General features: G+C 72.7%; 15 protein-coding genes. 8 read left to right on the plus strand and 7 right to left on the minus strand.

From position 1 onward, the window contains the following. The first annotated feature begins 30 nt into the window (after positions 1-30). The 5 genes from AC5L36_RS26055 (at position 31) to AC5L36_RS26075 (ending at position 8,357) form a co-directional block, all read left to right on the plus strand. Entirely contained in the window at positions 31-1,227 is a 1,197-nt protein-coding gene (locus AC5L36_RS26055) for an ROK family protein (protein ID WP_441221268.1), read from the plus strand. A gap of 74 nt (positions 1,228-1,301) precedes the next feature. Then, complete coding sequence (locus tag AC5L36_RS26060) at positions 1,302-2,696, plus strand: family 43 glycosylhydrolase (RefSeq protein ID WP_441221270.1); 1,395 nt, start codon at positions 1,302-1,304, stop codon at positions 2,694-2,696. Between the two features lie 11 nt (positions 2,697-2,707). Continuing rightward, positions 2,708-4,162: a glycoside hydrolase family 43 protein gene (locus tag AC5L36_RS26065; RefSeq protein ID WP_441221272.1), complete on the plus strand. Its 1,455-nt coding sequence runs from the start codon at positions 2,708-2,710 to the stop codon at positions 4,160-4,162. Positions 4,163-4,241: 79 nt separating this feature from the next. Next, positions 4,242-7,433 (plus strand): glycoside hydrolase, encoded by a 3,192-nt coding sequence (locus AC5L36_RS26070; RefSeq protein WP_441221274.1) that lies wholly within the window; start codon positions 4,242-4,244, stop codon positions 7,431-7,433. A gap of 126 nt (positions 7,434-7,559) precedes the next feature. Continuing rightward, the gene (locus tag AC5L36_RS26075) at positions 7,560-8,357 is read left to right on the plus strand and encodes a SigB/SigF/SigG family RNA polymerase sigma factor (RefSeq protein WP_441221435.1); all 798 of its coding nucleotides are present in this window, start codon (positions 7,560-7,562) and stop codon (positions 8,355-8,357) included. Positions 8,358-8,360: 3 nt separating this feature from the next. Here AC5L36_RS26075 and ku read toward each other — a convergent pair whose 3' ends face one another. Further along, positions 8,361-9,275 carry a non-homologous end joining protein Ku gene (gene ku, locus AC5L36_RS26080; RefSeq protein WP_441221275.1) on the minus strand — a complete coding sequence of 305 codons (915 nt, stop codon included), beginning with the start codon at positions 9,273-9,275 and terminating at the stop codon, positions 8,361-8,363. 130 nt (positions 9,276-9,405) lie between these two features. Here ku and AC5L36_RS26085 point away from each other — a divergent pair, with 130 nt between their 5' ends. Both AC5L36_RS26085 and nhaA read left to right on the plus strand, forming a co-directional pair. Further along, a complete protein-coding gene (locus tag AC5L36_RS26085) occupies positions 9,406-9,993 on the plus strand; it encodes a hemerythrin domain-containing protein (RefSeq protein WP_441221277.1) in 588 nt (195 codons plus the stop codon). A gap of 158 nt (positions 9,994-10,151) precedes the next feature. After that, entirely contained in the window at positions 10,152-11,375 is a 1,224-nt protein-coding gene (nhaA, locus tag AC5L36_RS26090; protein ID WP_441221279.1) for a Na+/H+ antiporter NhaA, read from the plus strand. Between the two features lie 12 nt (positions 11,376-11,387). Here the strand turns inward: nhaA and AC5L36_RS26095 are convergent, their stop codons facing one another. From AC5L36_RS26095 to AC5L36_RS26110, 4 genes are all read right to left on the minus strand, one after another. After that, complete coding sequence (locus AC5L36_RS26095; protein WP_441221281.1) at positions 11,388-12,176, minus strand: endonuclease/exonuclease/phosphatase family protein; 789 nt, start codon at positions 12,174-12,176, stop codon at positions 11,388-11,390. Further along, positions 12,173-12,331: a hypothetical protein gene (locus AC5L36_RS26100; protein ID WP_441221283.1), complete on the minus strand. Its 159-nt coding sequence runs from the start codon at positions 12,329-12,331 to the stop codon at positions 12,173-12,175. The genes AC5L36_RS26095 and AC5L36_RS26100 overlap by 4 nt, the downstream gene beginning before the upstream one ends. Further along, on the minus strand, positions 12,324-12,509 hold the full coding sequence (locus tag AC5L36_RS26105; protein ID WP_441221285.1) for a hypothetical protein: 186 nt from the start codon (positions 12,507-12,509) through the stop codon (positions 12,324-12,326). Before AC5L36_RS26105 ends, AC5L36_RS26100 begins: the two co-directional genes overlap by 8 nt. A gap of 249 nt (positions 12,510-12,758) precedes the next feature. After that, positions 12,759-13,277 (minus strand): MarR family winged helix-turn-helix transcriptional regulator, encoded by a 519-nt coding sequence (locus AC5L36_RS26110; protein ID WP_441221287.1) that lies wholly within the window; start codon positions 13,275-13,277, stop codon positions 12,759-12,761. A 5-nt stretch (positions 13,278-13,282) separates the two neighbouring features. On the opposite strand from AC5L36_RS26110, the gene AC5L36_RS26115 reads away from it, so the two are divergent. Continuing rightward, positions 13,283-14,443 (plus strand): MFS transporter, encoded by a 1,161-nt coding sequence (locus AC5L36_RS26115; RefSeq protein WP_441221289.1) that lies wholly within the window; start codon positions 13,283-13,285, stop codon positions 14,441-14,443. Between the two features lie 4 nt (positions 14,444-14,447). Here the strand turns inward: AC5L36_RS26115 and AC5L36_RS26120 are convergent, their stop codons facing one another. Next, positions 14,448-14,768, minus strand: a complete 321-nt coding sequence (locus AC5L36_RS26120) for a plasmid stabilization protein (protein WP_441221291.1) — start codon at positions 14,766-14,768, stop codon at positions 14,448-14,450. A gap of 17 nt (positions 14,769-14,785) precedes the next feature. Further along, entirely contained in the window at positions 14,786-15,634 is an 849-nt protein-coding gene (locus AC5L36_RS26125; protein WP_441221293.1) for a glucose 1-dehydrogenase, read from the minus strand. Positions 15,635-15,677 lie beyond the last annotated feature (43 nt).

Genomic DNA, 15,677 nt, shown 5'->3' on the forward strand with positions numbered 1-15,677 from the left:
TCACTGTCTGGGCGGGTTTAGAGTTTGCGTGTGCGCCGCACGTCCAGGGACATCCGGGTCACCAACCGCTTCGAGGTGATGCGGCACATCATCGCGGGCGCCACCGTCTCGCGGCAGCAGGTCGCCGGCGACACCGGGCTGAGTGTCGCCACCGTGGCCAACCTCGTCGGTGAGCTGCTGGAGCTCGGGCTGCTGGTCGAGGTCGGCTACCAGGACTCCGGCGGCGGCCGGCCGCGCGGCCTCGTCGCCGTCAACCCGGCCGGGGGTGTGCTGGTCGGCATCGACGTGGCCGAGACGTACGTGCACGTCGAGCTCTTCGACCCGGCGTTGACCGTGCTCGCCAGCGTCGAGGAGACGTTGCACCCGGAGGAGGCGCGGCCCGAGCAGGTCGTCGGCCACATCCTGTCCAGCCTGCGGCACGCGCTCGACCAGGCCGGCGTACCCCACGAGCGGGTGCTCGGCGTCGGGGTGAGCGTGCCGGGCCAGGTCGACCGGGAGGGTGGCGTGTCGGTCTTCGCGCCCAACTGGGACTGGCACGACGTGCCGCTGCGCGGCATGCTCGCCGCCTCGCTCGACCTGCCGCTCTACCTGGACAACCCGCTGCGCGCCTGCGCGGTGGCCGAGCTGTGGTTCGGCGCCGGGCGGGGGCGGGACGACGTCGTGGTGGTCAACCTGGGCACCGGGGTGGGCGCGGGGTTCGTGTTCGGCGGCGCGCTGCACCGCGGCGCGACCAACAGCGCGGGGGAGTGGGGGCACACCACGCTCGTGCTCGACGGGCGGCCGTGCCACTGCGGCAGCCGCGGCTGCGTCGAGGCGTACGTCGGTGCGCCCGGCATCATGGAAAACCTGCGCGACCTCGCCCCGGGCAGCGCGATGCTGCACCCGAACGACCAGACCGCCACGATCCGGGCGCTGGCCGATGGCGTGGCGGCCGGCGACCCGGTGGCGGTGAAGGCAGTGGCCGAGTCCGCCCGCTACCTGGGTGTCGCCGTGGCCGACCTGATCAACCTGGTCAACCCCGAGGTCGTCGTCCTGAGCAGCTGGGTGGCGAGCCTGCTGGGCGAGCCGCTGGTCGCCGAGGTGCGGGCGGTCGCGGCCGAGCGCGCGCTCACCCGGCCCCTCGCCGCCGCGGAGATCACGCTCTGTGGCATCGCCGGCAACCCGGTGAGCCTCGGTGCGGCCACCTTCGCGCTGGAGCAGTGCCTGGCGGGAATCGGCCTGCGCTGACCTTTTTACATGGGTTCGGATAAGCCTCGCTCGGGGGTTGACAGTTGTAACTGTTATCGTTAACACTCGTCCGCATGACGCGCCGTCTCGTTCCGGTCCTGGCACTGTCCACATTGGTCACCGGGTTTGTCGTTGCGGTCAGCGGCGGGCCGGCGCAGGCGGTGGCGCTGCCGACCGGCGCCCGCTCGCTGGAGTCGGTCAACTATCCCGGGCGGTACGCGAACACGCTCGGTCAGCTCGCCGCCGTGACGACGAGCAGCACCGCGCAGGCCAAGCGCGACGCGACGTTCACCGTCGTCAACGGGCTTGCCTCGCCGGCCTGCTACTCGTTCCAGACCAAGGACGGGCTCTTCCTGCGGCACCGTGACTACCGGCTGCGGGTCGACGCCAACACCGGCGACGCCACGTTCCGCGGTGACGCCACGTTCTGCGCGGTCGACGGCTCGGTCGCCGGGTCGGTCGCGCTCGTCTCGTACAACTACCCCACCCGGCGGATCCGCCACCGCGACTTCGCGCTCTGGCTCGACACCTACCAGGACACGGCCACCTTCCGGGCGGACAGCTCCTTCCGGCTCGCCGCGCCGTGGGCGCCCAAGACCGCGAAGGGCCCGGTCATCCCCGGCCTCTTCGCCGACCCGCACATCGCCACCTTCAACGGGCGCTACTACCTCTACCCGACCACCGACGGGTACGCGGGTTGGGGCGGCACCTACTACAAGGCGTTCTCCTCCACCGACCTGGTCAACTGGACCGACCACGGGGTGGCCCTCGACCACGGTCCGGACGTGTCCTGGGCGGACAACTCGGCCTGGGCGCCGGCGGTCGCCACCCGCGACGGGCGCTACTACCTGTACTTCAGCGGCGGGCTGGCGAGCGGCAACACCGCAAAGCAGCTCGGCGTGGCGGTCGCCGCCAGCCCCACCGGCCCGTTCCGGGACGCGCTGGGCCGCCCGCTGGTGCGCGCGGACCAGTTCTCCGGCGGGCAGGCGATCGACCCGATGGTGTTCACCGACGACGATGGACAGTCCTATCTGTACTGGGGACAGGGCGTCGCCCGCGCGGTGCGGCTGAACGCCGACATGGTCTCGTTCGACCCGGCCCAGGTGCGCGTCATCACCCCGGCCGGCTACAACGAGGCGCCGTTCGTGCTCAAGCGCAACGGCACCTACTACCTCATGTGGTCGGAGAACGACACGCGCAGCGAGGACTACCGCGTCGCCTACGCCACCGGCACCTCGCCGCTCGGCCCGTGGACCAACCGCGGTGTCGTGCTCCAGAAGCGCCTCGACCTCGGCGTCAAGGGCACCGGTCACCACTCCGTGGTGCGCGCGCCCGGCACCGACACCTGGTACGTGGCCTACCACCGGTTCGCCGTGCCGGCCGGCAACGGCACCAACCGGGAAACCACTATCGACCGGCTGGAGTTCAACGCGGACGGCACCATCCGCCCGGTCGTCCCCACGCTCTGAAGGAGACACCCATGTCCAGAGCCCTGCACCGGGTGGGGGCGCTGCTCGCGGCCGCCTGCCTGCTGTTCGCCTCGTGGTCGGCCGTCAGCCCCAAGGAGGCCGCGGCGCTCGACCCGTTCACCGGATACCTGATGGCTCACTTCACCGGCGAGTCGGCGACCGGTGAGCAGATCTACTTCGCGCACAGCAAGGACGGCCTGCACTGGACCGACCTCAACAACGGCGGCCCGGTCCTGCTGTCCACAGTGGGCACCCGTGGCGTACGCGACCCCGCGCTGGTCCGCTCGCCCGCCGGCGACCGATACTGGATCGTCGCCACCGACCTGCGCATCGCCAGCGGCACCTCGTGGAGCGACGCGGCCAACCGGGGCAGCACCTCGCTCGTGGTCTGGGAGTCGACCGACCTCGTCAACTGGTCCGCGCCGCGCCTCGTCAACGTCGCGGGCGGCATCTCCGGCGCCGGCAACGCGTGGGCGCCCGAGGCCATCTGGAACCCGGCGACCAACGACTACGTTGTCTACTGGGCGACCAACTCGGCCCGCAACGGCGTGACCAAGCACCGCATCTGGTACGTGCGCACGAGCGACTTCCGCTCGTTCACCGCGCCGCAGCTGTACATCGAGCGGGGCGGCAGCCAGGGCCTCATCGACACCCAGATCGTCGAGGTGGCGGGCAGCGTCGGCGGCTACCGGTACTACCGCGCGTCGGCCGACGGCCACATCACCATCGAGGCGAGCAACTCGGTGCTCGGCTCGTGGACCACGCTCGGCAACCTGTCGCACATGGGCATCTCCAACGGCACCGGCGGCGGCAACGTGGTCGAGGGTCCGATGTGGGCGCAGTTCAACGGGCGCAACGAGTGGGCGCTGTGGCTGGACCAGTTCGCGACCGGCCGCGGGTACATGCCGATCGTCTCCACCAACCTGGGCAGCACGCAGAACTTCCGCACCCAGTCCAACTACGCGATGGGCGGCAGCCGCAAGCGGCACGGCTCGATCCTCAACCTGACCGCCGCCGAGGAGAGCCGGGTGCTCGCCCGCTGGGGGAGCAGCGCGCCGATCAACCGGATCCAGTCGTACAACGTCCAGGACCGGTACGTGCGGCACGCCGACTACGACGTGCGGATCGACGCGAACGTGAGCCCGGCGCAGGACGCGCAGTTCCGGATCGTGCCCGGCCTCGCCGGCGCCTCCGGCACCGTCTCGTTCCAGTCGGTCAACTTCCCCGGGTACTACCTGCGGCACTACGGTTTCGACTTCCGGCTCGAGGCGAGCGACGGCACGAGCACGTTCGCCGGTGACGCCACCTTCCGCCAGGTGGCCGGGCTGGCGAGCTCCTCCTGGGCCTCGTTCCAGTCGTACAACTACCCGGACCGGTACATCCGGCACTACAACTACCTGCTGCGGCTCGACCCGATCACCGACGCCCAGGGCCGGAGCGACGCGACGTTCCGGGTCGTCAGCTGACCGGTCTTGTATCGGACCACGTCGCTCCCGTACATTGCGCAGAGGTTTCAATAACCCCTTTACGAAGTGAGGGTGGGCGATGGCGACTCGACGCGGCACGACCCGGATGGCCAGCGCGGCGGCGGTCGCGACGCTCGTCGCGGGGCTCTCGGCGAGCGTCACGCCCAGCCCGGCCGCGGCCGAGCCGGAGACCCCGGCGGCCGCGGCCGGCGTCACGATCCGGATCGACCCGTCCTACCAGCAGGCGCCGTTCCAGGGGTGGGGCACCAGCCTGGTCTGGTTCGCCAACGTCACCGGCGGCTACCCCGACGAGGTGCGAAACAAGCTCGTCGACCTGCTCTTCGGCGAGGACGGGCTGCGGCTCAACATCGCCCGCTACAACATCGGCGGCGGCAACGCGCCCACCGTCGACGACTACCTGCGCCGGGGCGGCGCGGTGCCGGGCTTCTGGAAGGCGCCGGAGGCGTTCGGCCCCGGCGACAAGGAGTGGTGGGACGCGGACAACCCCGACCATTGGAACTGGGACGCGGACGCCAACCAGCGCTGGTGGATCGACCAGATCAAGGACAGGGTCGACACCTGGGAGGCGTTCAGCAACTCGCCGCCGTGGTTCCAGACCGTCAGCGGGTACGTCTCCGGCGGCTTCGACGCCAGCGCCGACCAGATCCGGACCGACCGGGTCGACGAGTTCGCCGACTACCTCGTGCGGGTCAGCGAGCACATCGAGCGGTCGCACGGCATCAGGTTCGACACGATCGACCCGTTGAACGAGCCGAACACCCCGTACTGGCGCACCACCCTCGGTCCCGACGGCAAGCCCACCGGCGGGCGTCAGGAGGGCGCCCACGCCGGCCCGGCGTCGCAGGCGCAGGTGGTGCTCGCGCTGAAGCGGCGGCTCGCCACGGCGAAGACCCGCGCCGAGGTCTCCGCGCCCGACGAGACCAACCCCGGCATCTTCCTCCAGGACTGGTACGGCTACCCGGCCGAGGCGCAGGCGGCGGTGTCCCAGCTCAACGTGCACACGTACGGCACCGGGCAGCGCACCGCCGCCCGTGACGTCGCCAAGGCCGAGGGTCGTCCACTGTGGATGAGCGAGGTGGAGGGCAGCTGGGGCAACGACTTCACCAGCATGGACTCCGGTCTCGGCGTGGCCCGCCACATCATCGACGACCTGCGCGAGCTGGAGCCGGCCGCCTGGGTGCTGTGGCAGCCGGTCGAGGACGCCGAGAACATGGTGGCCGAGGGCAACCTCCAGTGGGGGAGCATCCACGTCCCGTTCACCTGCACGGCGGCCGACACGCTCGCCACATGTCCGATCAGGACGAACACCAAGTTCGACACGGTCCGCAACTTCACTCACCACATCCGCCCCGGCGACCGTCTGGTCAAAGTGGACGACCCGGCGAGCGTCGCGGCGGTCAAGAAGAACGGCCGGGACGCGGTCGTGGTGCACGCCAACGCGGACGCCGGCGCCCAGGCGGTGACGCTCGACCTGTCCCGCTTCGGCACGGTGCGCCCCGGCGCCACCGTCACGCCGGTGGTGACCAGCGCGGCCGGCAAGCTCGTGCGCGGCACGCCGGTACGGGTCAGGGGCGGCTCCGCCACGCTCACCGTGCCCGGCGAGTCGGTCACCACGTTCCTGGTCACCGGCGTCTCCGGCGTGGCCGCCGGTGCCGACCACGTCCAGGCCGGCCACCCGTACCGGCTGCGCGGTGTGCAGAGTGGACGGTCGCTCGCGCCCGCCGCGGACGGCGCCTCGGCGGTCCTGCGCACCACCGACCCGGCGCGGCCGGACCAGCTCTGGTACGTGCGCGAGCTGGGCCGCGACGTGACCAACCGCGACCGGTACGCCATCGTCAACGCCGGCACCGGCCAGCGCCTCGCCGTGCGCGGCGACGCCACGGTGCTGGAGGCGGCCACTACCCGGCCCGACGCCGGCGCTCAGTGGATCGTCTCCACGACCGGCGACGGCACGTACACGTTCGTCAACGTCGGCGCCCGCCGCGTGCTCGACGTCTCCGGCAGCGCCACCGCCGACGGCAGCCCGATCTCGGTCTGGCAGCCCAACGGCGCCGCGAACCAGCGCTGGGCGCTGCTCGACGAGTCGGTCGCCAGCACCGAGACCGCCGCGCTCTACACGGTGCCCCGCCGCGCGCCCGCGCTGCCGGAGACGGTGACCGCGGTCCTGCGCGGCGGCGACCGCCGTCCGCTGCCGGTGACGTGGAAGGAGCCCGCGCCAGCGGCCTGGCGCAAGCCCGGCGTGGTCACCGTCCGCGGGGTCGCGACCGACGTGCTCGGCAAGCGGGTCACGGCCACCGCCGAGGTCACGGTGGACACGTTCACCGCCACCGAGCCGGGACGGGCCAAGACGTACACCGGCGGGGTCCCGGAGCTGCCGGCGACGGTGGCCGGACTGGGCGCGCACGGCGGGCGCGCGACGCTGCCCGTGGTCTGGGATCCGGCGCCGCCCGGGGCGTTCGACCGGGCCGGGGTGACGACGCTGACCGGCGTGGCCCGGGTGGTCGACGGCACCTCGCTCCCGGCCACCGTCCGCGTGCAGGTCACCGCGCCGGGCGAGGCCAACGCCGCGCTCGACGACGGCGCCTCGGTCGCCGCGACCTTCACCGAGAGCGGCTACTCGCCGGCCGGCCTGCGCAACGGCGTCACCGCGGAGAAGGCGTGGTCCAACTGGAAGCCAGGCACCCAGAACCCGTCCGAGACCATCACGGTCACGCTGCCCCGGCCGGCCGACGTGGCGCGCGTGGTGACGCACTTCTACCGGGACAGCGCGGGTGGCGGCGGCCTGGCACAGAGCCTGCGCGTCCAGGTGCGCGCCGCCGACGGCACGTGTGTGGACGCCAGCGGTGAGGTGGCGGTCGGCACCGACGGCACGCCGGCGGTCGGCGTGCCGGTGAGCGCGGGCGCCACGACCGGCGTGTGCGTGGTGCTCACGCCCCGGCCCGGCGGCTACCTGACGCTGGGCGAGATCGAGGTCTTCGCCAAGGCGCCGGGCGTCTCGGCGGACGCCACGCTCTCCGGGCTCGCCGTGGACGGCGTGCCGGTGGCCGGCTTCGACCCGGCCCGCACCGAGTACCGGGCGACCGCCACGCGCCCCGCCCAGGCGGTGGTCACCGCGACCGCCAACGACCCGTACGCCACCGTCCACGTCGGTCGCGACCGCACCGCCGCGCGCCCCACCTGGCTGGTCACGGTGACGAGCGAGGACGGGGCACAGACCCGCGTCTACCGGGTGGAGGTCGCCCGTCGCTGAGCCAGTCAGCCCCATTGGTGTATTTATGTCTGTTAAATACATCAGCCTTTCGGCTAGTGTCCGGGTGGCCGAATGGGTACGCTGGCGTGACAACTACAGCGGAGGGGGGAGTCTGTCGTGTCCACAATGAACGCCGTCTCCGGCGACACCGAGGCGCTCACCGCATACCGGGAGGCCGGCCACGACGCGGTGCGGCTGCTTGTCGCCTTCAAGGCCCTGCCCGAGCGGCATCCCTCCCGTGCCGCGCTGCGCGACCGGGCCATCACCGCCTGGACGCCGCTGGCCCGCCACCTCGCCAACCGCTACCACGGGCGCGGGGAGCCGCTGGACGACCTCGTGCAGACCGCCATGGTGGGGCTCATCAAGGCGGTCGACAGGTTCGATCCGGAGCGGGGCACCGACTTCACCGGCTTCGCCATCCCGACGATCGTGGGCGAGATCCGGCGGCACTTCCGCGACCGCACCTGGGACGTGCGGGTGCCGCGGCGGCTTCAAGAGCTCCGCATCGCGATCAGCGACGCCAACTCCACGCTGGCCCACCGCCTCGGCCGTTCGCCGACGGTCGCCGACATCGCCGCCCACCTGGAGCTGACCGAGGAAGAGGTCCTGGAGGGGCTCGAAGGGGCCCGCGCCTACAAGTCCGCGTCCCTGTCCGCCCCCGTCGGCAGCGAGGACAGCGGCACCACGCTCGGCGAGAGCATGGGCGGGGAAGACCACGGCTTCGAGCTGGCCGACGTGCGGATGACCATCGGCGCCGCGCTGGAGGTGCTCACCGCCCGCGAACGCCGGATCGTCATGCTGCGCTTCTACGGCAACCAGACGCAGACCGAGATCGCCGAGCAGGTCGGCATCTCCCAGATGCACGTCTCCCGGCTGCTCGCCAAGGCCCTGGGCAAGCTCCGCGACCGGCTCGCCGAGGAGTAGGGGTCAGGCGGCCTTCTTGGTGGCCTTCTTCTTGGCGGTCGCCTTCTTCTTCGCGGTCGTTTTCGTTTTCGGAGTCGACGACTTCTTCGCCGGCGCGCGCTTCGTGGCCTTCTTGGTGCTCTTGGTACCGCGCCGGGACTGCTTGGCGGCGTCGACGCTGCGGCGCAGCACCTCCATGAGGTCGCTGGCGCTGGTCGCCTCCGGCGCCTCCTCGGCCACCGTCACCTCGGCGCCATCCTTCTTGGCGTCGATCAGCTCCTTGACCCGGTCGGTGTACGTGTCGCGGTAGTCGGCCGGCTTCCACGGGCCGCTCATCGAGTCGATCAGCTGGGTGGCCATCTTCAGCTCGTTCGGCCGCGGCTTCACCCGGCCGGGCAGCTTGTCGATCTCCTCGTGCGGGTCGCGTACCTCGTCGGCGAAGTACATCGTCTCCAGCACCAGCAGGTCGTCGCGGGGCCGGATCGTCGCCAGGTACTCCTTCCCGCGCATCACCAGCGTGCCGATCGCGGCCCGGTTGGCGCCCGCCATCGCCTCGCGCAGCAGCGCGTACGTCTTGGCGGTCTCGTCGCTGCCCGGCGCGAGGTAGTAGGACTTCTGGTAGTAGATCGGGTCGATCTCGTCCAGGTCGACGAACGCGTGGATGTCCAGCGCGCGGGAGCGGCCAGGCGCCACCGCCTCCAGCTCGTCCGGGTCGAGCATCACGTAGTGGCCGCCGCCGATGTCCGCGCCCTTGACGATGTCGTCGTAGTCGACCTCCTTGCCGGTGCGCTCGTTCACCCGGTGGTAGCGGATCCGGTCGCTGGTGCCCTTCTCGAACTGGTGGAACGACACCTCGTGCTCCCGGGTCGCCGAGTACAGGGCGACCGGCACCGACACCAGCCCGAAGCTGATCACGCCACTCCAGATGGCACGTGCCACAGCGCATCACCTCCCGCGTGTCATCCCCTCCCGTACCCGGAAAGCGCGAGGTGTAGTCGCCGCCCGAACGGGTATCAGGCGCGGCGCCCCAGGCGGGCATTGCCTTTCGTCGAAGAAGGAGGCGGGGACGATGGCGTCCGACGCGGTCACCCTGATCAAGAACGACCACCGTGTGATGGAACGGCTTTTCGAGCGCATGCGTACCGAGAAGAAGCAACGCGCGGCGCTCGTGAAGGAGTGCATCGCGCGGCTCTCCGCCCACTCGTGGGCCGAGGAGGAGAAGGTCTACCCGGTGCTGGTGCAGGCCGACCCGCCCGAGCGCGGCGAGGTGTACCACGGCGTGGAGGAGCACCACGAGGCCGAGCAGCTGCTGCACAAGCTGGAGGAGGCCGACCCGAACAGCGACCGCTTCGAGGCGGTGCTGTCCGAGCTCACCGAGGCGGTGCTGCACCACGTCGAGGAGGAGGAGACCAAGATCCTGCCGGCGCTCGCCGAGTCGGTCGACCAGGCCCGGCTGGTGCAGCTCGGCGCCGACTTCGAGGAACGGCGCATGGCGGTGCTCACCGAGCACGGCTTCGGCGACGCCGGTACCCGGTCCGAAGGGTCTGAAGACCTGACCCGCGACGAGCTGTACGAGCGGGCGAAGGCGGCGGACGTACCCGGCCGGTCCTCGATGACCAAGCAGGAGCTGGCCGACGCCGTCCGCGACGAGCGGTAGCGCCGGACCCGGTCACGCCGGGCCGGGCACCGCCTCGTGCGGTCAGCGGGCGACGAAAAGTTCCCGGGCCGGTCGGACCGCCGGATAGGGTGGGGGCGGCGCGCCGGGAAGTCTGGTCGGCACTCGCTGTCGGCCTGCCCCGGAAAGGCGATCCCGCTATGGCTGCTCCCCGCTCCACGCCCCGGCTGTTTCGCCCCGGGTCGTGGATCGAGGCCAGGCGGGTCGCGGAGATCCTGCGCCAGGAGACCATCGGCGGCGCGTTGCTGCTCGGCGCCGCCCTCGTCGGCATGATCTGGGCCAACACGCCCTGGTCGGCGGCGTACGAGTCGCTGCGCGAGTACCACCTCGGCCCGGCCGCCCTGCACCTGGACCTCAGCCTGGCCACCTGGGCGGCCGACGGCCTGTTGGCGATCTTCTTCTTCGTGGCCGGCCTGGAGCTCAAGCGCGAGTTCGTCGCCGGCGACCTGCGCGACCCGCGCCGCGCGGCGGTCCCGGTCGCGGCCGCTGCCGGCGGCGTCGCGGTACCCGCGATCCTGTACCTGATCGTCGCCGGGGGAGCCGGCGGCGACGCGGCCCGCGGGTGGGCGGTCCCGACCGCGACGGACATCGCGTTCGCCCTCGCCGTGCTGGCCGTCGTCGGCCGCCACCTGCCGAGCGCGCCGCGCACGTTCTTGCTGACGCTGGCCGTGGTCGACGACCTGATCGCCATCCTGATCATCGCCGTCTTCTACACCGCCGACCTGGCCGTGCTCCCCCTGCTCGGCGCACTGCTCCCGCTCGGCCTGTTCGCCCTGCTGGTGCACCGCCGCGTACGCAGGTGGTGGCTGCTGCTGCCGCTCGCGGTCGCCACCTGGGTCCTGTTCCACGAGTCAGGCGTGCACGCCACGGTGGCGGGCGTGCTGCTGGCGTTCACGGTGCCGGTGGGCCGCGACGGCGACGGCCTGGCCGAACACTTCGAGCACCGCTTCCGCCCCATCTCCGCCGGCGTCGCTGTGCCGGTCTTCGCGTTCCTGACGGCGGGCGTGACCGTCGGCGGCCCGCACGGCCTCGCGGACGCCCTCACCGAGCCGGTGGCGCTCGGCGTCATCGCCGGCCTCGTCGTCGGGAAGGGCGCCGGCATCACGGCCGCGACCTGGCTCGTCGCCCGCTTCACGAAGGCCACCCTGGGCGAGGGGCTGGGCTGGGCGGACGTGGTCGCGCTGGGCATGCTCGGCGGCATCGGCTTCACCGTGTCGCTGCTCATCGGCGAGCTCGCCTTCGGCCACGGCACGCCCCGCGCCGAGCAGGTCACCGTCGCCGTGCTGGCCGGCTCCGTCGGCGCCGCCCTCCTGGCCACCGTGTTGCTGCGCCTCACCGCCCGGCGCCGTGCGAAGAGCGCCTGAGAGCGGAGCGGGTCACCAGGACAGGTCGCAGGCGATCGCGTAGTGGTCGGAGGCCTTGAAGTCGCCGGCCAGCGTGGCGTCCGAAAACGTGAGGTGCTGGTCCGGGTGGCCGGGGCGGGCCAGGAGGTGGTCGATGCGGCGGTCGAGCAGTTCCTTGGCCTCCAGCGGGGCGTGCGGGTGGGCGGAGCTGAGCGTGACCGCGTCCGGGTCGCCGCCGGCCGCCGTCCACGCGTCGACGAGGCCGGCGGCGGGCAGCGGGCGGAGCACCGGACTGCCCGGTGCGGCGTTGAGGTCGCCGGCCACCACCACGGGCGCCGGGCCGTCCAGGGCCGGGTCGGTGGCCAGCCCGGCGAGGCGCCGGGCCTGGGCGTAGCGGTCCTCCTGGAAGGCGGGCTCCCACTCCAGGCAGGCGACCAGCACGTGCAGCGGCCCGGCCGGGTGCTCGACCGCGGCCCGCAGCGCCACGGTGGGCGCCCGGTAGCGGGCCGGCATGCGCACCGCGTCGCACGAGGCGATCGGCCAGCGGCTGACCAGGCCGAGTCCGACGTGGACACCGGGATGTTCCTCCGGACCGGTGGGCGGGGGCGGCAGCGACGGCTGGGCGTAGGCGGCGTGGTGGCCCAGCGCGTCGGCCAGCTCGTGCGCCTGGCTCGTGCCGTCGGTGCCCCACACCTCCTGGAGCGCGGCGATGTCCGGGTCGACCGTACGCAGCGTGTCGCGGATGTGCGGCTGGCGCTCCTCCCAGTCCGGGCCGAAGCGCCACCACAGGTTCCACGTCAGGATCCGGGCGCGGCCGCTCATGCCGGGTCGGCCGGACGTAGGTCGGTCACCACCGGCGCTCCCTCGGTGTCGTGCTCGCAGACCAGGTCGACCACCCGGCCGAGCGGCTCGCCGCCGGGTCCGGGCGCCGTGCGGCCGAGGAGGTCGGACGCGCGTAGCGGGTGTCTGTCAGTCATCGCCGGCTCCGGGGATGTGGCCGATCAGGTGTGAGTTGAGCCAGGCCTCCAGTGGCGGCTCGGCCCGCAGCTCGCGACGGACGCGTAGCCGCACCGCGGAGTCTACTTCGGACACCAGGCGGTAGGGAATGCGGCGCGGGCCGCGACGGTCGGTGTCAAGGCGGGCGGCGGCGACCACGACCACAAGGTAGACGACTCCCAGCGTGTTGGCGAGCCGTCCGTTGACCTTGTCGCCCAGGTAGCCACGGGGTCGAGCGCGGCGCGGAGGGCGGCGACGTCGCCCGCGTTCTCCAGGCCGTAGGCGGACCGCGCGGCGTCGACCGCGGTGACCCGGTAGTCGCGGAACGTGGTGGGCCGGGTGACCAGGTAGCCGGCGCCGCCCCATTAAGCCGGTTCGGGTGGGTTGGCCTGGTACGAGGCACCGGGCTTACGCCTGGGCGTCCAGGTAGCCGGCGTGGACCGGGCACACCGTGCACTGTGTACGGTCGCAGAGGCGGCACAGCCGGGCCAGGCAGCGGTCGTCGTGGGCCTCGGGTCGCAGGATCGCCCGCGCGATCGTGGCCAGCTGCGCCTGCTGCTCGTCGGTCAGCGGCGCCATCGCCTGCTCCAGCGCGCGGCGCCGGGCCGCGAGGATCTCCGCGGCCGCCGCTTCGCCCGCCGCCGTCAGGTGCAGGGCGCGGACCCGCGCGTCGGTCCCGGACCGGCGCTCCACCCAGCCGGCCTGGACCAGGCGGCGGACCAGGTGCGCCGAGCCGGGCTGGGACAGGCCGAGCACCTGGGCCAGCCACTCGGCGGTCGCGCCGGGCTGGTCCTTGACCACGACGATCGCCTCGGCGAGCGCGCCGCCCGCGCCGGCGGGAGCGGTCACCGCCGCGCGCATCAGCGTGTCGACGTGCAGTGCGAGTGCCCCGAGGAGGTTTGGACCGTTGGTGTCCGGCAAACTCATAAGTTATGAATCTACCTGGCCGCGCTCTGGCTGTCATCGGCCTGGCCAACCTGGCCCAGCTGCCGGTCGCCATGCGGCAGCTGCTGGTCGTGCTGCTCGGGCACCACAACACGGGTAGCTTCGCTGCGGCCGGCGCGGCCAGCGCGGCCTGCGGCCTGGGCCTCGCGGTCAGCGCGCCGGTCGCCGGCCGGCTGATGGCCCGGCTCGGTCACCGGCCGGTGCTGCTCGTGCTGGGCGCCGCGCACCTGGCCGCGCTGCTCGGGCTCACGGTGACCCGGGACGCCCTCGCGTTCGGTGTGCTGGCCGCCGTCGCCGGGCTGGCCACGCCGCCGGTGCTCGCCAGCGGGCGGGCGCTGCTGCCGGTGCTGGTGCCGGGCGACGCACTCACCCGGGTCTACGCGGTGAACGCGATCGGGCAGGAGCTGCTCTACATCGGCGGCCCGCTCGCCGTCACCCTGAGCCTCGCGGTGTCCGGGCCGGCGGGCGCGCTGCTGGCGTTCCTCGCGGTGGGGAGCGCCGCGCTCGCCGCCCTCGCCGGGGTCATCCCGCGCCGGCCGGGCCCCGCCGGCGAGCGTCCGGCGGGCGGCGACGGCGCCCGCCGCGACCTGCCGGCCGCGCGCACCATCATCGGCGCGCACGTCGGGTACATGGCCTGCATGGGCGCGATGTGGGTGCTGCTGCCCGCGTTCGCCGCGACGGCCGGCAGCCCGGGCGCGGCCGGCGTCCTCGTGACGGTGTGGTCGGTCGCCAGCCTCGCCGGTGGTGTGCTGCGCGCGGCGACGAACCGGCGACCCAGCGGCGGCGCCACGTACCTCACCCTGCTGGCCGCCCTGGCGGTCACGGCGGTGGCCCTGCCGCTGCCCGGCACGGTGCCGCGGATGGCGTTGGCGGTCGCCCTCTTCGGCCTGCCGCTGGCGTCGTTTCTGGCGGTCACCGACGAGCTGCTGGCGCGGGCGGTGCCGCCGCCGCACACCGCCGAGGCGTACGGCTGGCTCCAGACCGCCGGCCAGCTCGGCGTCGCGGCGGGTGCCTCGGCCGCGGGCCAGCTCAGCGACCGCGCCGGCACGGCGGCCGCGTTCGTGTTCGTGCCGGCCGCGCTGTGCGCCGCGCTGGCGTTCGCGGCCAGCCGCCGGCGAACCCTGCGGCTGACCGCCGGCTCGGCCTGAGAGGTCAGGACAGGGCGCGCTGTAGCTCGGCCTTGCTCATGCTCGACCGGCCCTTGATGTCGCGCTTCTTCGCCTCGTTGTACAGCTGCTCCTTCGTGCGCCCCTGCGCGCCGCTGTGCGAGCGCTGGCCGCCCCGGCGGCTGGCCGACATGTCCTTCGTGGACGAACGGCTGGCGGTGCGGGACTCGCCGGCCTGGGCGCGCTCCTTGTTGACGGTGCGGGCGGCGATCTCCTTGGCGCGCTTGGTGGAGGCGCCGCGCTTCTTGGCGCTGTCCTTGATGTGCTCGTACTGGCGTTCCCGTTTGGGGCTCGATCCTGCGGGCATGGCCGCCTCCTTGGTACTCAGAGAATGGGTTTGCCTCCGGTGACCGGAACGACCGCGCCGGAGATGTAGCTGCCCTCGTCGGAGGCGAGCAGCACGTACGCCGGCGCCACCTCCTTGGGCTCGCCCGCGCGGCCGAGCGGCGTGTTCTGGCCGAACTTCTCGACGTGCTCGGGCGGCATCGTCGACGGGATCAGCGGGGTCCAGATCGGGCCGGGCGCGACGGCGTTCACGCGGATGCCGCGCCCGCCGAGCATCTGGGCCAGGCCGGCGGTGAAGTTGGCGATGGCGCCCTTCGTGGTCGCGTAGGGCAGCAGCGTCGGCTTCGGCATGTCGTAGTTGACCGAGCTGGTGTTGATGATCGACGCCCCCTCGCCCATGTGCGGCAGCGCGGCCTTCACGATCCGGAACATCGCGGTGATGTTGATGTCGAACGTGCGCGTCCACTCCTCGTCGCTGATCTCCTCGAGGGTCTCGTGGGTCATCTGGAACGCCGCGTTGTTGACCAGCACGTCGATCCCGCCGAACTCGGCGACCGCGCGGTCGACGAGTTCGTGGCAGTGGTCGCGGTCGGCGAGGTCGCCCGGCACCAGCACGGCCCGGCGGCCCGCCTCCTCGACGAGCTTGGCGGTCTCCGCGGCGTCGTCGTGCTCGCTGAGGTAGGCGATCAGCACGTCGGCGCCCTCGCGGGCGAACGCGATCGCGACGGCGCGGCCGATGCCGCTGTCGCCGCCGGTGACGACCGTGCGCTTGCCCTCGAGGCGACCGGAACCGCGGTAGGACTCCTCGCCGTGGTCGGGCTTGCGGCGCATGGCGGTCAGCGTGCCGGGCGGCTCCTGCCGCGGCTCGGACTTCTGCTGGTCAGACATGCTTTTTCCATATCCGGGCCGGGCTTTCTTAAACCCGATGACG

The organism is Phytohabitans sp. LZ39 (assembly GCF_059359075.1).